The following is an 18,564-nucleotide window of genomic DNA, read 5'->3' as shown; positions in this document are numbered from 1 at the left end:
GATGACCACGCCTACTCCCCACGCCGCGAACAGCAAGCCGATACAGGTGCGCATTTTGGGTATTCCTGTCTGCGCAATCGATCTTCCCAGCACTGCAGATATCATCATGAATTGGGCCAATGGCCCGCATCATCGAGCGGTATTTGTTCGAGAATCCGCTAGTTTAATGGCGGCCGTCCGCGAACCGCGACTTGCGCAACTGCACGAGCTGGCGGATCTCGTGGTGGCCGACGGAACGCCCCTTGTGTGGCTCGCTCGCGCCAAAGGCTTCGGCGCAAAAATTGGACGTGTGACAGGCGCCGATTTGGTAGACGCCATGTGCCGGAAGTCGATTGAAAAGCAACAGGGACACTTCTTCTACGGTGGCGGGCCAGGTGTTGCCCAAGAGATGGCGCGGCAACTCTGTGATCGTCACCCAGGCCTTAAGGTAGTTGGCGTATTATGCCCGCCGATGCGGGAAATCGGCCCTGATTTCGATCTCGATGATGTAACGAAAGCCGAGGCAGACACCATCCGGTTGAGCGGTGCGTCCTTCGTGTGGGTCGGCCTCTCCAGCCCCAAGCAGGAATACTGGATTATGAAGGCTAGCCCCTCAATCGGTCGCGGCGTCTTCATTGGCGTCGGTGCTGCCTTCGACTTCCACGCAGGAACGGTGAAACGCGCGCCTCGGTGGATGCGCAACAACGGCCTTGAGTGGGCATATCGTCTCTACAGCGAACCTCGCCGACTTTGGCGAAGATATTTGATCCTCGTGCCGCGTTTCGTCGTGGCAGCTTTACGCGAGGAGATTGTGCGGCGAATTTCCCTTCTGAAGGATATACGGCACTTCGGAGATGCTCGACGATGAGCCGCCTGCTCGGAGCGAAATGGCGATTTACAACACTTGTCGGCAAGTTGTTAGCGAAGTGGGCACATGTTCGGCTTGGCGAGGACGTGGCCTTCCGCGGGCTACCCATTATCACTGGCGGTCGTTTGGGTACCATAGCGATCGGCAATAACGTTGCTCTTGTCAGCGATCCTCGTGGGACGGCGCTCGGTGTGCGCTCTCCTGTTGTTCTGCGGTTGCTCGCGACGGGCGCTGAGTTGCACATCGGCGCTCATAGCGGATTGAGCGGGACAGTGATCTGCGCCGCCATGTCCGTGCGTATCGGCCAACGCTGTCTGCTCGGCGCCGACGTGCTGATTTTTGATACCGACTTTCATAATCATGCGCACAAAGATCGAAGGTATTCGGTGCCCGCTTGGGACAAGATCAGCCGCGCTATCGTAATCGAAGATGATGTCTTTGTAGGGGCCCGCTGCTTGATTGCCAAAGGAGCGTTCATAGGGCGCGGCTCCATTATTGCTGCTGGCAGTATCGTCACTCATACCATTCCGAGCTATTCGATTGCCGCTGGCGTGCCGGCGCGCGTGATTGGAAGAGTCCCCGACTCACCAACTAGTGCTTGAAATCGTTCAGATATGATCACAATCGCCGTCTGTCTTACAAGTTTCAATCGGCGAGCGCAAACGCTCGCCTGTCTCACGAGACTCTATTCAAGCCCGCTACCATCCGACATCGAGCTCGTCGTCCATCTACTCGATGATGCGAGTTCGGACGGGACGGGCTTGGCGGTAGCTGAGCAATTTCCCACAGTTAGGCTGCATCACGGCGACGGCAATTACTACTGGGCCGGAGGCATGCGGGTAGCTTACGGCGCAGCCCTCAAAGAGGGACACGACTTCTACCTTTGGATCAATGACGACGTGAGTCTGTTTCCAGAGACCTTGTCACGGGCTATCCACACAAGCCGAAAACTTGCGGAAACCGATAACAGCATGCATTTGCTCATCGGTGCGATGCGGTCACCCTCTTCAGATGAAACCACGTACAGCGGCTACGTCCGGTCAAGATCAATACTGCCATGGAAGTTCAAGATGGTACCACCGGACATGGTAGAGCTACGCGAATGTACGACCGTCAACGGTAACTTTCTTCTGATACCTCGCCCCGTCGCTGAGCGGGTAGGCAATATCAACCCGGCCTATGTTCAGATGCATGCCGATTACGAATACGGCTTTAAGGCGCGCCGCGCTGGTGCGCGCAATTGGATCATGCCCGGGCACGCAGGCATTTGCGATGTCAATTTGACTGGGCGCAATGACTTCAACGACCCACGAATTCCGCTACGAACGCGGTTCAGGCGGTTACATCATCCACTCGGCTATCCGCTGCGTCCGAGCATCGCCTATTCGCGCAATTTCGGCGTGTGGGCGCCGGTAATGATAGCCGCTCCCTATTTTAAGTTGTTGGCGTGTTCTTTTCAAGGCTTGCGCCGGTCTCACGCGGCCGAAAGGAATTGCATGTGAACCGATTGTTGCTTCAAGCGCTGCGACATAGTTTTTTGTTCTCGCTCGCTACCGCCATTCTGCAGTTCGCCCTGACTGCCGTAGTGGGACGTCTATTGTCCCCATTGGACTATGGTCAGTTTGCCGTGGCTGGGGCCATTATCGCCATCTCCGGAACCATCGGCGGCAGGGGCCTGTCAACCAGCCTGATCAGATCCCCTGCGGTTACGCCGGGCGACATCACAAACGCCTATGCCGCCGCCCTCGCAATCTCGATGTTCATAGCGTTGACGTTGTTGGCGGTCGGGATGGCAAGACCCTGGAATGACACTTCGCTAAATCCGCAACAATCGACAGTTATTCTGTGTTCAGGCCTGATCATTATCCTAAACTTTGTCGCTACGCCAAGCGTCGCGCTTCTGCAACGCAACCTGAAGTCGGCCACCATCGGCCGCATCACGTTCATCGCGATTTTACTAGGTAACGGCTTCACTACAATCACACTTGCTCTGCTCGGAGCGGGCGTGTGGAGCCTATTTTTTGGAGCGCTGATAACCACCATAATTGTCGCCGCAGGCTCGTCCTTGGCGGCTCCTATAATGATCGAGTGGCGCCTAGATCTAAGAGGTCTATTGACGACGTTGCACAACGCGATCGTGATCTCAGGCCTGCGATGCCTCGACACGCTCTGGCTTCAGCTTCCGGTCCTTATCTACACCCTACACGCAACAACAAGCGAGCTCGGCCTATACCAGCGCATGCATTTCTTATCACTTCTGATTTTCCAAGTTGCAATTGGCAGCACGATCGCCGTTATCATGCCGGCCATCGCCAAACTGCACGATGACATCGACGCACTCCGCTTGCAGTTCCTTGAGTTCTTGAAGCTCGTCGCCTTCGCGTCCGCGGCTTTGGCTGTGCCGGGATGGTTCGCCGCCCGTGAGGTCGTAAGCTTCGTCTTCGGTAACCAGTGGATGGACGGTGCAGTGATCTTACGTCCAGCACTTTGCGCCAGCGCCTTCTTCGCCATCTCGACCCTCGCCGTTGTGTTCAAGGAGTCCTGCGGACTAAACCGCGAGCGCTATGTCGTCGCTGTCATGTCGCTCGTCACGCTTGGCGGCCTAGCGCTTGTTGACGGACGCAACGACGGCGTCAGCATAGCTCAATGCTTCGCCGTCTCCGCAGCTGTTATGTTCGTCGTCGGTCTGCTGTTTGTGTCCCGTTGGTTAAGTATACCTCTTACAGCAATCGCTGCAACGTTCATTCCTACGGTCCTGAGCGGCGTGCTCTTGGTAACCACGCTGTTGCTGCTCGATTTTAGCCTAAACAGTTTCAACTTCAGCCCGCTTCTGATGCTCGCTTGCTATGGTCTGATTTCCGGCGTCGTACTCGTACCCTTCGTTCCAAGCGTCATTCCGAGCTTCTGGAAAGCAAGTCACGAGGCAGGGCGAGAGAAGGCTGTTGCCGTTTGTACCTCGATCGTCGATCGATGATGAGATTGGGCAAGGACACCTAGATCGTGCGGATTCTACTCGCTCATAATCAGTATCAGCAGCGCGGCGGCGAGGACACTGTCTTTGAAAGCGAGCGTGCGCTGTTGGCAAGCGCCGGGCACGAGGTGACGACACTCGAAGTCAGCAATGACGCCATCGTCGGCCCGTGCGCCTCAATTCGAACGGCGGTCGGAACCATCTACAATCTAAACGGTCGCAAACGCATGGCAGAAGCGATACGCGTTACGCAACCTGACATCGTTCACATCCATAATTTTTTTCCGCTGTTGAGCCCGTCTCTCTTCGATGCCCTCGCTGTGGCAGAGATTCCAAGCGTGTTAACCTTACATAACTATCGTCTGCTTTGCGCCAACGGCCTGTTGATGCGCGATGGCCGCCCATGCGAGGACTGCGTTGGCCATCTGCCGTGGCGAGCGGTGCGCCATCGCTGTTATCGCAATTCCGTCCCTGCTTCGGTGACCGTGGCATCCATGATCGGCTATCACGCTCTTGTTGGAACATGGAAACACAAGGTCTCCTGCTTTATCGCCCTGACGGAGTTTGCGCGAGGTATGTTCATCAACTCGGGCCTCCCGGCGGATCGCATAGCCGTCAAACCGAATTTTTGCGCAGAGGCGAATAGTCCCCCTCTCCCTGCAGCCGCACGACGAGGGTTTGTTTTCGCCGGACGACTCAGCCCTGAGAAAGGAATCGAATGCTTACTCGAAGCGTGGCTCGATTGCTCGGAACCGCTCGTAGTAATTGGAAGCGGGCCGCTAGCGGGCCGAGTCGTCGCTGCAGCTGCGATGAACCCCGCTATTACATTTCTCGAATACCAGAGCAGAGACCGTGTGCTCGCCGAAATGGCCACCGCCAAGGCACTCATCGTGCCTTCAACTTGGTACGAGAATTTTCCGATGACCATTGTCGAAGCCTTCGCTCGAGGTACACCGGTGATCGCGAGCCGTCTCGGAGCGCTGCCGCACATTATCGCTGAAGGACGTAGCGGACTGTTTTTCGCGCCGGGCAACGCCAGTGCCCTGAAAGCCGCCGTGGAACAGACGTCGAAGTTGAATGCTGTCGGATTGAACAGCCTCATCGCAGGCGCTCACGAGCAATATCGTCGGCAGATGACGCCAACAGTCAGCCTCGGCAAACTAAGCAAGATTTACAGCACCGTAATCGAGGGGAGCCCGATCGACGGGCATCATGCCGTCAACTCACGCTTTGATTGATGGTGCGAAACAGATCCGGCTATCGACCTAAACTTTGTGGAACAAACTCGTTTGACAGCTAAAGTTTGCTTTCTCACCGCCATCTTGACGCACTACCGCATACCCTTTCACGAACGGGTTCGTCTGCTCTTGGAAAGAGAGGGTATCGACTACCTCGTGGTCAGCGGACAACCGAACGCACAGGCGTTGGCTAAGAACGATACGGCCCGATTGTCCTGGGGAAAAGAAATTGAGAATGTCTATCTCAATGCCCGTGCCGGGTCGCTACTCTGGCAACCAGCACTTCGCGATGTATTCGCCGCCGACCTCGCGATCATCGGCCAAGAGAATAAGCACCTTCTGAATTACATCCTGCAGACCCTACCGCGCGCCGTTCGGCCCCGGATCGCAATGTTTGGACACGGACGCAACTTCCAAGCTCGCGACCCCAATTCGGTCGCTGAGCATTGGAAGCGCTTCTGGGCCACCAAAACCGATTGGTGGTTCGCCTACACCGAAGAAACCAAGCGCCATCTCGTAGACCTTGGCTTTCCGGGCAAACGAGTGACTGTCTTCAATAACGCGATAGATACATCAGAGCTGCGGCGATTTGCGAGCGACGTGACACCCGGCCGCCTAGCGGCACGACGCGGAGAGCTCGACCTAGTTGGTAATAATGTGGCCATCTTTGTCGGAGGCCTCCATAAAGACAAGCGGCTCGACTTCCTCATCGCTGCGGCGGACCAGATACGTTCGACTGTGGAAGATTTCGAACTAATCATCATAGGTGCTGGCGTCGGGCTCGCCGAAGTCGAGCATGCAGCGAGGTCAAGGCTCTGGTTAAAGGTAACTGGCCCGCGGTTCGGAGCCGACAAAGTCGAGCTGATGTCGCTGGCTAAGCTGTTCCTCATGCCAGGATTGGTGGGTCTCGCCGTGCTGGACGCGGCAACTCTGGGTCTGCCCCTGGTGACCACCGACTATCCCTGGCACAGCCCTGAAATTGCCTATATCGAGAATGGCCGAACGGGCATTATCGTTAAACCCTATACTGACGTAGTGGCCTATGCCCGAACCGTTGAAAAACTGCTGACGGGAAGCCCTACCGAACTTAATGCGATGTCGATGGAGGCTAAACGGGCTTCTGAGTCGTTTTCCATAGAAGAAATGGCACGTCGTTTCGCCGAGGGCGTCCTTCGCGCTTTGAATGATTAACCAGGCAGCCTACCGCGCGCTGTCCGGCGGTCGTCGAGCCGGAAGGCAGAATTTCCAAGCGCTACTCATTTCACACGATTTTTGACCTACGTGTACAATGCCGACCATGAACTAGTTGGGGAACAGCTTGTCTAGAGATTCTCAACAACCGTCGCTCGGTCCTCTCAAGGCCGGGATGACCAAGCGGACGGGCTTGCCGGCGGATATTTCGATCCTTGGCTTGGCACTCGGCGTGCCGAGCATCTACTTCGTGCTGCGTGCATTCGCAGGCGATGACATCTTCTGGCCATCAACGCTCTCCGTCGCGGCTCTCTCTGTGGGCGTATTCGTGATTGCGACGATACCTTCGACATTTTGCAAGTGGACCATGTACGCATGGACCCTGTGGTACGCCATGGGATCAATTTCGTATCCATCAGCAGCCCAATTCGGTCTAAGCTGGACGGCACACCACCTCCCGAGCATTGAGCCTTATGCGACGGTTTATGCGGTCTTTATTCTGGCAGCAGCACTGGGCGCAAAGACAGTAAGCTACCTGTTCTCACCGCGAGAAGGCGAAATGTTATGCCATGACAAGTACGCGACGACTCCAGGCGCGCTGCTCATCATAGCGTTTCCCGCTGCCTACATCCTCTCAATCTTCGCATTTTACGGAACTCCGCCTGTTCTCAGCGGGAGGAGCTACTATGATGATTTGTATAACCTGCAGCTGGGCCCGCTCTATCCGTTCGCTATCGTTACGGCCACCGCTTCCATTGTCGTCTTCCTAAATCTGCGCAATTCGAGGACTCTGTTGAAAGCCGCAGCATTCGGCTGCTATCTGATGTTTTGTCTCTTTGCCAGTGCCGCGGAAGGGAAACGTCTGAATATGATGATCGCTGTCATTGCGATCGTTTACTTAATCCTACCGAGCATGGCTCCTGTTCGTAGGACCGTGTTCGTGATAGGTGCGGCCGCTCTAGCTGCGTTCTTTGGTGTTTTCATGCATCTGATTAGAACTGGGTTCGTCGACAGGGGAAAAGGCAGCTCTCTCGATCAAGTCATGACGCTTGGAACGGAATTTCGCGATTCGATATTCGTAACTTACTATTATGATCCGAGAGCGGCGTGGGCGCACGGCTACGACTGGATCAAATCAACTATTGGATCAATGCTCAATAGTTCAATGCTCGCCATCATGGGAATGGATAAGAGAGACATGATCTCTCACGACTCGGCGCGAACGTTCATGAAAATACTCAACCAAACCTTCGGAATTCGTCTCGGCCTGATCACAGAACTTTGGTTTGCATACGAGTGGTACGGAGCTATCATAATCTTTTTCGTTGGGGCCGGCGTATTTGTCATGTGCAGGCTGGCTTGGTCTGAACCTCACCCAGTCAAGAAGGCGCTATGGCTTACTCTCGTCGGAAACTGGGTGTTGGCAATGATGGGCCAGTCTACGGTGCTATTTGGAACAATCACGACCTTGGTTTACGTTTGCGTCGCCGCCTGCGGTGCAGATTGGATCCTGGATCGCCGAAAACAGATGGCTTGACCGGCGTGGCGCGGCTCCGCTTCTTTACTCTCCTAACAGCATCGCTGTTCTGGCTGCCGATGTCGGCCTTAGCGATCGACGGTCGATCGGACCTGATCGGACTAGCTCTGCCGTCCGAGGACGCGACAAGGGCGATCCTGCGCGGTTTGGAAGCGGTAAATGACGATGAGAGAAACACCTTTCACTTGCCTGCAGGAAAGATCCGGATAACGAAGCCGATTCGAATCTCAGGGCGAGGTCGACTTGTGCTTCGCGGCGCTGAAGGTGGAAATACTGAGATCAACGGCAGCGCTCTTTATCCGACGCGTCATCTACATCCCGGCGAGAGCCTTCCGCCGGGACTTGCGAGCGACAATGTACTCGTAGTCGATGTAGGCGATGACGTGCGGCGCATGTGGGCTCGGTCTGGAGAGAAGGCGGTCGGCTGCGCTGCCGCATCCAGCATCACAGTTTACCAGGGCGATCAACGCCTCTCTTGTGCACGATGGCCGAAGAACGGCTATGCGATCGCCGCATTCCCAAGGAGTTCCGATCCGAAGGGGCTCGTGTTTGCCGCACCACCCGAAAAGGCGGGTGATTGGGAGACGGCTACCGGCTTGTCAGTTGGCGGCTACTTCGGGCACGACTGGTACTACGAGCTCGCGAATGCCTCGTTCGACCCTCAGCTGAGAACCTTCCACCTATCTCTTACTCAGCATTATGTACCGCAGCCGGGCTTTCGCTACTTCGTGCAGGGAGCAGCAGCGGACCTGAAGGATGCGGGGCAGTATTTGCCTGACCCAGTCGGAGGCCGCATCTTCCTGCGGCCTTACCCGGGAGACACTGCTCTGCCGAATGTCGAGATTCCGATCGCAACTAGCCTTTTGGACATTGCCGACTCCTCAGATGTGTCAATTGAGGGCATCCGCTTCACGCTGGCGCGTGACAGCGGCGTTAAAGTCACCCATAGCAACTACATCAACTTGAACAATATTCGTGTCGATCGCATTGGCGGCGTCGGAATTTTAGTGAGCGGCGGCGAACGTGTGACCGTCGATGCGGCAACAATAAAGGACATCGGAGGGACCGGCGTATCGCTATCCGGCGGAAACCGGTCGCTGTTGTTGCCCGCGGGACATATCATCCGGAATTCGACAATCAATGAAACTTCGCAGATCAAGCGAACCTATAACCCCGCGGTTCAAGTCAATGGTGTCGGAAACAGTGTTGTCGACAATTACATTTCAGACGTTCCACACATTGCTATCGGCTTCTCTGGCAACGACCACTTGATCTCTGGAAATGAGCTCACCCGCGCTGTGACCGAGACCAGCGATGCTGGAGCGATCTATGCGGGCCGGGATTGGACTTGGCGCGGCACGAAGATCACAGGCAACTACTTTCATGATATCCTGCCGGCGAATGAACTGTCGATTGAAAAAGCGGATGACGGCCTGCCTCGACCAAAGGAGATAAAGGGGATCTACCTTGATGATATGTTGAGTGGCATCGAGGTTCGCGACAACGTCTTTCTCCGGGTTGGACGACCGATCTTCGTCGGCGGTGGTCGAGACAATCAGATTGTCGGAAATCTATTTGTTGCCCCTCAAGGAAGTGCGATGTTTCTCGATGATCGGGGGTTAGACTCCCACGATGTTTCCAATCCGAATAGCACTATCAGAAGACGTCTTGCTTCGGTTCCTTATGAACTCGGCATCTACGCCGAGCGCTATCCGACCCTACCTAAACTCCTTTACGAAACGCCGGGAGCGCCGATCGGAAATCGGTTCCTAAACAATCTTGTCTTTGAGGGGCGCTCGTTTGATTTCCGACGCACCGCCAATGAACGAGTGTTCATAGAGAACAATTTTTCAGCTTCAAAATGGATTGGCGCCCGTGAAAGTCTAAATGACCTGCTCGCGACGCTATCAGAAAACTTGCCGAACAACGCAGGATTAGTGGGCCACACTGGAATAAGACGGACGCTCGAAAACGTTCTGGCGAACCAGGCAAAATGGCGTAGGTAGCTCCTCGGATTGTGATTGTTTGGATTGGTTTCGAGGACGCGAGAGTCACTCGATCTTCCCAAAAAGAGTAGACGAGTTTAGACAACTCTTAGAGCATCACGCGACGCACTGCGGGGATTGGCCGCGCTACGCGCGCCAAATGACCTAAGCACTACGCCTTGATCGCAATCACACAGATGTGCGTCTCTGCGAAAACGAGGTTCGATAGTCCGGCCTTTGGGGGCTTTGTCGGGATAACATACAATCTAGCCGCTTCCGTTGCGATCTGGTGATAGTTGTCCAGGAGAGAGTACGGATACCACCAGCCGTCGCCCTCGGAATACCCCTGACTTTTGAACCCCTGTTTCACGAAGGTGAAGGCGTCCAGCAAACCTACCATTTGAAGGCCCATGCGCAGCCTCCGAGCTATCGTTCCGCCAAACGCATATTTGTTGTGATCGCTGATGAGGATGCCCTTCTTGGCGACGCGAAACATTTCGGAAATGACTTTAGCGGGATCGTCTACATGATGCATGATGCCTGTCGCGACCGCCACATCAACCGAACCGAGCTCGTACGGAAGTGCCTCGCCGTTTCCCTGCCTGAGGTCAGCGTTCGGCAGATTTCCTCTCGCAATGTCCAGCATGCGGTTGGATGGCTCAATGCCGACTAGCTTGAGAGAGGGATTCCTCTGCTGCAACCAGGTCAAGGTCCGTCCGGTACCACAACCAACATCCAAAACCGAAGCTACGTTGAGATCTCGGAATATTGGCCACCCAAGGTCTAGCGCCCTCGTATGCTCCGGATTCGTTGTCTCACTGTGAAGCGAGTCATACCGAGCCGCGGTTTGGTCGTAGTAGTGAACGGAATGGTCTGTCACGCAATGCCCTCAAATACCGTGATTAGGCTATCCTATGTCTCCAAGCGTCGCAACCAGCAGCTTTAGTGGGGCAATGCTGCGCTTCCGCCTAACCTGCACGACACACGATCAGGCAGCAAACGTCTAGTTGACGAGGGCCGTGCAGCCTCGATAACCGTCTCAATAGCGGCATGCCCCGCTTTGTTTGGTGAACGCGCGAACCGGCAGCATCAGTGGTGACATAAATGGGTGGTATCTGCAGCGCAATCGAACGCGCCACCGAGATTAATGAAAGCGAGCTTGAAGGCCCGCGCCGCAGAGCAGCATTGGCCTCACTGGTGTTATTCTCTAGTGGCGTAACTCCGAAGACGAGCATCCTTGCCGAAGGGGCGTCGTTCGACACCCAAGTCCAGACCAACGCAAGGTTGCTGCCGTAAGTCGCAGAGCCTGCGCCGGCTTCATTAAATTGGATGCGACGCATGTTCAGTTCAGCACAGAATCCTGTCGATGCATGTCGAACATGGCGTTGTTCCAGCGCAATGCGAGTTGAGCTCCCATCCTCTTCCATATGTCAGGGGCTTTGAGATCATGGGTCACGCAACAGCGATTTAGCTACTTGGCAACAGGAGGCGGGATTGTCCCACCTGATTGGCCGCCATCATCGCAAATGTCCGGGTCGATCCGCCCCCGCTGACAACACGTCCCTCGCTTCGCAGGACAGCGTGGAACCGGGGGCTGCCATAGGCACTGGCTGCTCTCGCATGAACCTGTCGGACCTCGACCAGCAGCGAAGAATTGGAAGTGGCACGAGGCTCCCGGCTTAGGCCGGGCCATGTACAAATCAACCTCACCGGACGAGCCTCGCGGTGATCGGCAATGAAACGGAAGGTCATGCCTGAATCCTGGCGACGATCTCGATTGGCTTCCCAAATGCCGCGCTCCATATGCAGGCGCTTGTTCTCCTCGCGCCGCTGGGCGATCTCCGAAGCCTGCTCAGGCAACATCCCGGCGCCGGCGTGGTGGGTGCCACGTTGCTGCTGTGGGCTCCTGCCGGAACTTATCCACTCAGCACGATGGCATTAAAGCGCGCAGGCCGAGCTCTCGACGGGACCGACCGAGCGCCCGCTCAAATACGGCCACTTCAACGGCCTGGCGCTTAGCCGTCAGCGAACGACCGACGTTGACGTCGTCCTTGCATTCGACATCTCTGGGCCTCGCCTTAGTTCGCCTACTTCCGCGTAATACTGTAACGAAATGTTTTAACCCCGCGCATCGTACCCAAGATAGTATCTTCCCTCTTGTAGGGCTGCAGGACGATATTCCTACAGTGGTCCGAATTGTAGTAACATACTCGCGCATTGATCAGCTTCAGACAGTTGTTCTTCACGCTCACAACGTGATCCACCATTTCTGGATTTACTTTGTGCGTAACCGCAGCAGCTTCTACGTCCAGGCACGGGCGACCTAGGGCATCGCGAAGAGCCGGCGCGCCAGTCTGTTCCGCCGGGCCTTGCATAGTTACTTTAGGAACAATCGTTGAATTGGTCTGAGAATAGGAAGGCGTCACTGGCTGAGACAAGCCAAAACAAACGATCAGCGCCGTCCGGTACTTGTGCAAATCGATACACAGCTTCATCACTTCCACGGCCTCTCATCTACTTGCAACCCGGGAATGATCAGCTTGAGCCCTTCAGCCGATAGTCGTCTGTAGAGCGTTCGCTTGGAGACAAGGTCCACCTGATCGAGCGACGCTAGCAGGCGTTCGCGATATTGCCAGCCCACCCCCATCAGATTGAGAGCCGCGTCTTCTATGAAACCAGAGTCGACCATTTCGGCGAACTCTGAAATAACGGCGGCCTGCATGGCCTCGCTAAGCATCGGCCATATCGCAAGTCCTAGGCGGTTCCGCCGAAGGGCCACCCAGCCTTCGTGCGGGCCTAAAGCATAAGATTGCGCAAGGTATCTGATCTTCTGGCTGTCGAAACCGCTACGAAGCGTATCCACCGAGTACATCATTAGCCAGAGAAACGGATCGGAGGGACTTTGTGCGAGAGCCGAATTCAGAGTCGCTTGTGCGGTATCGATTTCATGATCCGCCTCTTTCGGGCTCCTCCACACCATCGCTTCTTCCGCAACCCCGAGTCGGACTAACGCGCGCGCGCGTGCCAGTTTGGACTGCGACAACGCGGGTGTAGGCTCGTCTCCAACTACTCCTAGGATGTCAACTAGAGCGCCCGGCTTGAAACGATCCTGTGCGATTATCCGAGCTGACGTCTCACCGGCCCAAACCGTACGCCAGAACGACGGCAGCACCGCGGCTACCCAGAAAAGGCTAGCAAGGCCTCCCAACAGCAGCACCCCGCGCCCTACATAAAGCGCGTACACTTGTCGCCCGCTATTCAACGTACCCATAGCGGGCGTAATATTTTTGGTAGTAGTAGCGGCCGTGATACGATTCGTAACGGGCAAGCTCTTTGGTATCAGCCTTATTTAAGATTACGCCAAGCAGCTTGTTCTGGATCTCGGGCGAACCGCGGAGATTGTGCCTGACCACGTCGATCCTGGTTTTTCCCCACTCTACTACGAACACATAGGAGTCGACGAAAGATGAAGTAACGCGCACGTCCACGACGGGTGCCATCGGCGGCATATCGAGCACCACATAGTCAAACTTAGATCGAAGCTCTGTGATCAACTCGCGCATCGCCTTTGACGCTAGAATCTCGTTGGTGTGCAACAGCTTGGAAGTGGTGCCGCCAGGCAGGATGGAAAGACTAGTCTCACGGTCGACTACTAATGCGTGCTCCAGCTGCACCCTCCCGGCGACGACGTCGACCAAGCCAATTTGCGCGTTGGGAACCAATGCTCGCGAGAGTGAAGGGTTTCGCAGATCGGAGTCCACCAAGACTACTCGCGCCCCCCCATGAGCAATCAGCTGAGCAAGGTTGGTCGAAAGCGTACTCTTACCTTCATTGGGGAGGGTAGAAGTAACCGCCAAAACGCGGTTCTCGCGCACGATGGAATTAAGGTCGACGGCGACCTTCAGCGAACGTACAGCTTCCGAGAAGCGGGACAAGGGATGATTAACGACATAGCGGAGGTAGTCCGGCTCGGGGCTGCTCCCCCCTCGCGCAAGTTTTCCCGCTAGCCGCGGCATGGCCGTCGAGACGCCGAGCGCCGGCAGGATCGCGATACAGTTTGCACCCAAAACTTCTTCCACCTGTGCAGTAGTGCGAAATACCTTGTCGGTAAGTTCGCGCGCCATTGCCGCTCCGAAGCTAAGCATGAAGCCACCGAGTAGTGCCGCCGCCAAGATCGTCAGGCTCTTCGGAGAGCTTTTCTTGAGCGGCGCGGTCGCAGCGCTGATTACGCGTGCCTCGGTGATCGGAAATGATTGTTGCTGCACGCTTTCCATATATCTTTGCAGAAAATTATCATACATCGCCTGATAGGACTGTGCGTTGCTCTCGAGTTCGCGGAGCTGCACCTGCGCCTGATTGGTGAGCTGCGATTCCGAGACGACATTGGCTAGGCTCGACTTAATCGCTTCCTCGCGCGTCACTGCGATGTCGTAATCGCTCTTATAAGACTCCTGGATGCGTTTCAGTTCGTCCTGGATATTCTTTCTGATCTCCGCCATCTGATTGCGCAGGTTCAGCGCGGCGAGATGGTCCCGCCCGTATTTGGCAGACCAAATCGACTCCTTGGAAGCCATATCGACATATTGCGCGCGCAGCTTAACGATGGTGTCGTTCTTCAACGCGTCGGCGACATTGGCATCCGGGACTTCCTGCTTCTGAATATCGTTCATGCGGTCGAGCCGCGCCTTGGCTTCGGCGGTCGCCGCATGCGCCATGATTAGCTGGCTGTTGACCTCCGCGAGCTGCTGCTCGTTCATTAACCGTCCGCCGGTGTCGACGATGTTGTTCGCTGTCTTGAAGTCCACCACTGCCTTCTGTGCGGCGGAGGCCTGGGTGCGCAACTCCTTGATGCGGTCTTGCAGCCAGACACTGGCGCGGCGAGTCGCCTGATACTTGGCCTCGAGCGTGTCGACGATGTAGGCGTCCGCAATCGCATTAGCGATCTTTGCCGCCTTCGCCGGGTCTTTCGAGGTAAAGCTGATCTCCATCACGTAGGTGAGACCGAGACGCTTGACGGTGCGGCTCTTCTCGAAGCGTTCCAGCGCCTTGCGAGTCTGCTCGAACTCGGATGGCGCGCGCGCATCGGAAATCAAGCTGGAGACCGCACCGACAACCGTGCCGAGCAGGCCGCCGCCGGCTCCAGTGAACTCGGGGTCGTCGACCAGACGCAGGTCGCGAATGACCGCGAGGCTGATGTTCTCGGATTTCAGGATCTCGACCTGAGTTTCCACGGTCGCAGAATCGATCGAGATGTCGCCGAGCACGGATTGCTGCTGGAACAGCTGCACCTTGCGGGTGTCGATCACCATCGATGCGGAGGAGGTGAATTGCGGTGCAGCGGTGAAGAGGTAGAGCAGGGCCAGGATCACGCAGGCCGAGACGATCGCGACGATGGTCGGGAACTGACGGCGGACGATGTCGAGGTAGGAGGTCAGCGTCTGCGACGGGGAGCCGTCGGCCTCGGGGAAATCACGGTTGATCTCCGAGGTCGGCTTGTTCACCTGCAACATCTAGCAATTCCTGAAAATGGATCGATGTGTGTTCTTGGGATCAATGCTGGCCGAAAGCCTGATGGCATCCGGGGCAAACCCGATGCCAAAACCCGCGCTGCGCGCAACACTAGCACAAGCCTGCCTGCAATTGAACGCGCTCGATGCGGTGCAGCGCGCGCTTCACGCGACTTTTTGCAGGAAGCTTAACGGCGCAAAAGCAAAGCGGCGCCCGCTGGCGCCGCTGCTCGAAGAGGTGTCATGGGCCGGCCGCACAGGCCGGCTCCGGTCAGCGCGGGCTGACGCTGTTGGTGGTACCGCCGACGCCGCCGCCGCCGCCGCCCGGCGGATTGTTGGGCGTGGTGTTGTTGCCGAACACGACGATGCCGCCACCGCCACCGCCGGTGGGGAAGCCGTTGCCGGTCGGGCCGCCGGCGCCCGAGCCACCACCGCCGCCGCCGCCGCCGCCGGTCGCGGCGATCGCGACGTCGCCGGTCGCGGCCTGGTAGGCGGCGATCACGTCGGCGTTGCCGGTATTGGCGATCGCGGCCTGGATCTCATTGGCATAGGCCTGGTCGCTCTGCGCCGCCATGCGGGCGACCTGGGCGAGGCCGGCGACGATCGCGCGCATCTGGTCCTTGGTGGTCGCGGGATCCTTCAGCAGTGCGATCAGGCCCGGCAGCGTGGTGGGATCGGAGGCGCCGAGGTCGCGCACGCGCGAGATCAGCTGCGGGCCGCCGGTCGGATATTGCTGCAAGAGGCTGTTGGGAGCGGCCTTGAAGTCGGAAATGACGGTGGCCGGCAGCTGGCGCTGCGGCGGGTAAACGGCGGCGCTGGCGGCCGTCGTGATCGTCGCGGCGAAGGCCGCGGCGGCAGCCATGCGAAGCGCGATTTTGATAACGCTCATAAAACAACCTCCAAAAAATCAGCTGCCCCGATTCCTCGGCCCGGGCAAATGGCTGTGCAGTGCGGAACCTAGCGGAAGAGAGAAGAGCTGTCCACTTATTCTAAAGACTTCGTAAACGGCGCAACTGCTTCAAATCTAGACAGTTTTGTGAAGCTCGCCCTTCGCCCGCGCCGCTGTGGCGGCGGTTGCGGAGCGGCCCTCGGCTCGCGGTGCGGTGGCGCCGGCATCCGTCGCGGGGCGAGCTTCCCGGCTGGAGAAGGACTGCGCCAGGCCCGCGCCGAAAAGCGCAAAGAACGGAATGCTGTAGCCGGGCACCTGGAGCGTGAAGTCGAGGCACGAATGCAGCAGCGACAGCGTTGCGGTCGCCGCCGCGGAAAGCGGGATGATGACGTCGCGCCGGCGGGTGAATACGCCCCGCGCCAGCACCAGCAGCATGATCGCCCAGCCGAGCGCCACCAGGAGCGCCATGGGGATGCCTACCTCGGAGGCAAGCTCCAGCGGGGTCGAATGCGCCGCATCCCAAACGCCGCGAATCGAGATGTTGGGGCTGCGGTACGGCGGGAAGGCCCATTGGAAGGTGCCCATGCCGGTGCCGAACCAGGGATTGTCGGCGATGATCCGAAGCGTCGATTTCCAGGCCTCGATGCGGCCCTCGTCGACCAGGCCCTGGCTGTCGAAGCGGCTCGAGACGCGGCCGCCGAGCAGCTGCAGCAGGCCGAGCGCGACGGCAAGCCCAGAGCCGAGCGAGATCCAGATGCCGGTGCGCGGCGGCAGGTCCTTGCGCAGGAACAGCGTGAAGGCGACGATCATCGCCAGCAGCGACAGGCCGACGCCGGCGCGCGAGGTCGTCATGAACATCGCCATCAGGCAGATCAAGAGGCATGCGAGCTGCGGCAGGATCTCTTTCGGCGGAATCGCGCGCAAGTCCAACGACAGACGCCGCCATTCGATGTGCCGCTCCGGCAGGCGGCGGCGGACGTCCTCCAGGATCAGCAGCATCCAGATCACGGCGGCCGAGCCGAAATAGGCCGCTGCCGTGTTGCGGTTGATGAAGGTGCCGGTGACGCTGCCGAGATACGCCGTCTTGTCCCGCCACAGGATCATGGTGGGCTCGATCAGGAACGAGAGCACGCCGTAAAGAGCATAAGCCGCGCCGGAGATCGCGATGACCCAGAGCAGGCGGCGCGCGCGCGTCCGGTCGGCGCCCACGGTGATGCCGAGCACGATGGCAAGGATGTTGGCGAGCGGCGCGCCGAGCGCGAAGAACGCCTCGTTCTTGACGATCGACGCCGACGGGGCGATCGGCACGCCGAGCAGATCCGAAGCCTGCTTCCAGATCGGCTGGAACGGCGCGAGGAAGGGATGATCGGAAAGCTGCTCGTGCAGCACGAAGGCATAAGCCGCGACGATCACGCCGATGCCGGCGAGCAGCCAGAGATGCGGCGATCGCAGATCGCGCGTCGGCGCGAAGATCACCGCGATGCCGAGACACAGGCACCAGAACGCGATCGACAGATCGTTGGTCGAGCCGAATGGAAACGGCGCGCCCGCGGCCACGAAGAACAGGATGAAGGCAGCCGGAAGGCTCCACGACCAGCGAAAGTTGGACCAGCTTATGGTGGGAGGCCAAAGGCGCATCGTCGTTCTGGAGCGAGCTTTCTTCGCGCGAGCTTTGCTTGAAGCCTAGAGGAAGCAATTGATCGGATAGATCTTCAGATCCACGTTGAGGCGGCTGTTCCGGCTCTGCGCCCGGAACGCATAGAATAATCCAAAGCTATCACTCCCCTGATCGAGTTTTATTCCGGGAGTTAATTCGTCGGGCGGGACCAGAACGCCGATGTGCCGGTTGATGGCGGAAATCTCGATCCGTCCCTCCCCTTGCGCAAAATACCCGCCGAGCTGGGTCACGGTGACCTTCGGCAGGCCGCGGCGCTGATGGCAGACGTCCTCCTCCCAGAGCTTGGTCTGCTGCACCAGCGGCTTGCCTGGGCCATCGGGTACGACGATGTCGGGGAAGGACGGGCGCAGCATCCCGAAGAACTTGCTCTCCTTGGAGTTCGCCGAGAGGCGGACAGTGAAGGACAGCTCGCCCTTGGCGCCCTTGAGGCGCGCCAGGACGGGAGCATCAGGCTCGGCGGAAACCATCACATCGATGCGGTGACGCACGCCCATCTCCGCGGCAGCACCGACCACCGGCCCGACCGGTGCAAGCGCGAAGGTAAGCGGGACGAGAGCCAAAAGACGGAAACACGTTCGAAAGCGCATGAAGCCCCTTGCAAAGCCGCGGGGTGACCGACGACCGGCACGCCGTGCCGAGTGACGCCTTGATCCAGATCTCGGGCTCGTCGGCGCAGCGACAATACCGATTGGACCGCTAAACGAAAATGGCACCGGGACAA

Annotated in this window: 15 protein-coding genes; 8 read left to right on the top strand and 7 right to left on the bottom strand. The window is 57.8% G+C overall.

Translation table 11 applies throughout. The annotated features are described in order from the left end of the window. The first annotated feature begins 1 nt into the window (after position 1). The 8 genes from AC24YW_RS17890 to AC24YW_RS17855 all read left to right on the top strand — a co-directional run bounded on the left by AC24YW_RS17890 (position 2) and on the right by AC24YW_RS17855 (position 9,790). Positions 2 to 847, top strand: coding sequence for a WecB/TagA/CpsF family glycosyltransferase (locus tag AC24YW_RS17890; RefSeq protein WP_487483950.1), 846 nt, complete (start codon positions 2 to 4; stop codon positions 845 to 847). Further along, entirely contained in the window at positions 844 to 1,449 is a 606-nt protein-coding gene (locus AC24YW_RS17885) for an acyltransferase (protein ID WP_487483949.1), read from the top strand. Before AC24YW_RS17890 ends, AC24YW_RS17885 begins: the two co-directional genes overlap by 4 nt. Positions 1,450 to 1,461: 12 nt before the next feature. Further along, positions 1,462 to 2,349 carry a glycosyltransferase family 2 protein gene (locus AC24YW_RS17880; RefSeq protein ID WP_487483948.1) on the top strand — a complete coding sequence of 296 codons (888 nt, stop codon included), beginning with the start codon at positions 1,462 to 1,464 and terminating at the stop codon, positions 2,347 to 2,349. Continuing rightward, the gene (locus tag AC24YW_RS17875) at positions 2,346 to 3,821 is read left to right on the top strand and encodes an oligosaccharide flippase family protein (RefSeq protein WP_487483947.1); all 1,476 of its coding nucleotides are present in this window, start codon (positions 2,346 to 2,348) and stop codon (positions 3,819 to 3,821) included. The genes AC24YW_RS17880 and AC24YW_RS17875 overlap by 4 nt, the downstream gene beginning before the upstream one ends. Before the next feature lie 26 nt (positions 3,822 to 3,847). Then, positions 3,848 to 5,056 (top strand): glycosyltransferase, encoded by a 1,209-nt coding sequence (locus AC24YW_RS17870; RefSeq protein ID WP_487483946.1) that lies wholly within the window; start codon positions 3,848 to 3,850, stop codon positions 5,054 to 5,056. Positions 5,057 to 5,092: 36 nt separating this feature from the next. Then, complete coding sequence (locus AC24YW_RS17865; protein WP_487483945.1) at positions 5,093 to 6,247, top strand: glycosyltransferase family 4 protein; 1,155 nt, start codon at positions 5,093 to 5,095, stop codon at positions 6,245 to 6,247. Between the two features lie 175 nt (positions 6,248 to 6,422). Further along, complete coding sequence (locus tag AC24YW_RS17860) at positions 6,423 to 7,784, top strand: hypothetical protein (protein ID WP_487483944.1); 1,362 nt, start codon at positions 6,423 to 6,425, stop codon at positions 7,782 to 7,784. A 5-nt stretch (positions 7,785 to 7,789) separates the two neighbouring features. Next, entirely contained in the window at positions 7,790 to 9,790 is a 2,001-nt protein-coding gene (locus tag AC24YW_RS17855; RefSeq protein ID WP_487484221.1) for a right-handed parallel beta-helix repeat-containing protein, read from the top strand. A gap of 151 nt (positions 9,791 to 9,941) precedes the next feature. Here AC24YW_RS17855 and AC24YW_RS17850 read toward each other — a convergent pair whose 3' ends face one another. From AC24YW_RS17850 to AC24YW_RS17820, 7 genes are all read right to left on the bottom strand, one after another. Next, positions 9,942 to 10,649 (bottom strand): class I SAM-dependent methyltransferase, encoded by a 708-nt coding sequence (locus tag AC24YW_RS17850; protein WP_487483943.1) that lies wholly within the window; start codon positions 10,647 to 10,649, stop codon positions 9,942 to 9,944. 1,207 nt (positions 10,650 to 11,856) lie between these two features. Further along, positions 11,857 to 12,273 carry a hypothetical protein gene (locus AC24YW_RS17845; protein WP_487483942.1) on the bottom strand — a complete coding sequence of 139 codons (417 nt, stop codon included), beginning with the start codon at positions 12,271 to 12,273 and terminating at the stop codon, positions 11,857 to 11,859. Continuing rightward, positions 12,264 to 12,812 (bottom strand): hypothetical protein, encoded by a 549-nt coding sequence (locus AC24YW_RS17840; RefSeq protein WP_487483941.1) that lies wholly within the window; start codon positions 12,810 to 12,812, stop codon positions 12,264 to 12,266. The genes AC24YW_RS17845 and AC24YW_RS17840 overlap by 10 nt, the downstream gene beginning before the upstream one ends. 211 nt (positions 12,813 to 13,023) lie before the next feature. Continuing rightward, on the bottom strand, positions 13,024 to 15,279 hold the full coding sequence (locus tag AC24YW_RS17835; RefSeq protein ID WP_487483940.1) for a polysaccharide biosynthesis tyrosine autokinase: 2,256 nt from the start codon (positions 15,277 to 15,279) through the stop codon (positions 13,024 to 13,026). Positions 15,280 to 15,547: 268 nt separating this feature from the next. Further along, the gene (locus tag AC24YW_RS17830) at positions 15,548 to 16,165 is read right to left on the bottom strand and encodes a hypothetical protein (protein ID WP_487483939.1); all 618 of its coding nucleotides are present in this window, start codon (positions 16,163 to 16,165) and stop codon (positions 15,548 to 15,550) included. A gap of 135 nt (positions 16,166 to 16,300) precedes the next feature. After that, positions 16,301 to 17,803, bottom strand: a complete 1,503-nt coding sequence (locus tag AC24YW_RS17825) for an O-antigen ligase family protein (RefSeq protein WP_487483938.1) — start codon at positions 17,801 to 17,803, stop codon at positions 16,301 to 16,303. 45 nt (positions 17,804 to 17,848) lie between these two features. Beyond that, positions 17,849 to 18,337: a hypothetical protein gene (locus AC24YW_RS17820; protein WP_487484220.1), complete on the bottom strand. Its 489-nt coding sequence runs from the start codon at positions 18,335 to 18,337 to the stop codon at positions 17,849 to 17,851. Positions 18,338 to 18,564 lie beyond the last annotated feature (227 nt).

The organism is Bradyrhizobium sp. USDA3516 (genome assembly GCF_057651995.1).
Note: the sequence above shows the minus strand (reverse complement) of the source record. Positions and strands in the feature narration are given on the sequence as shown.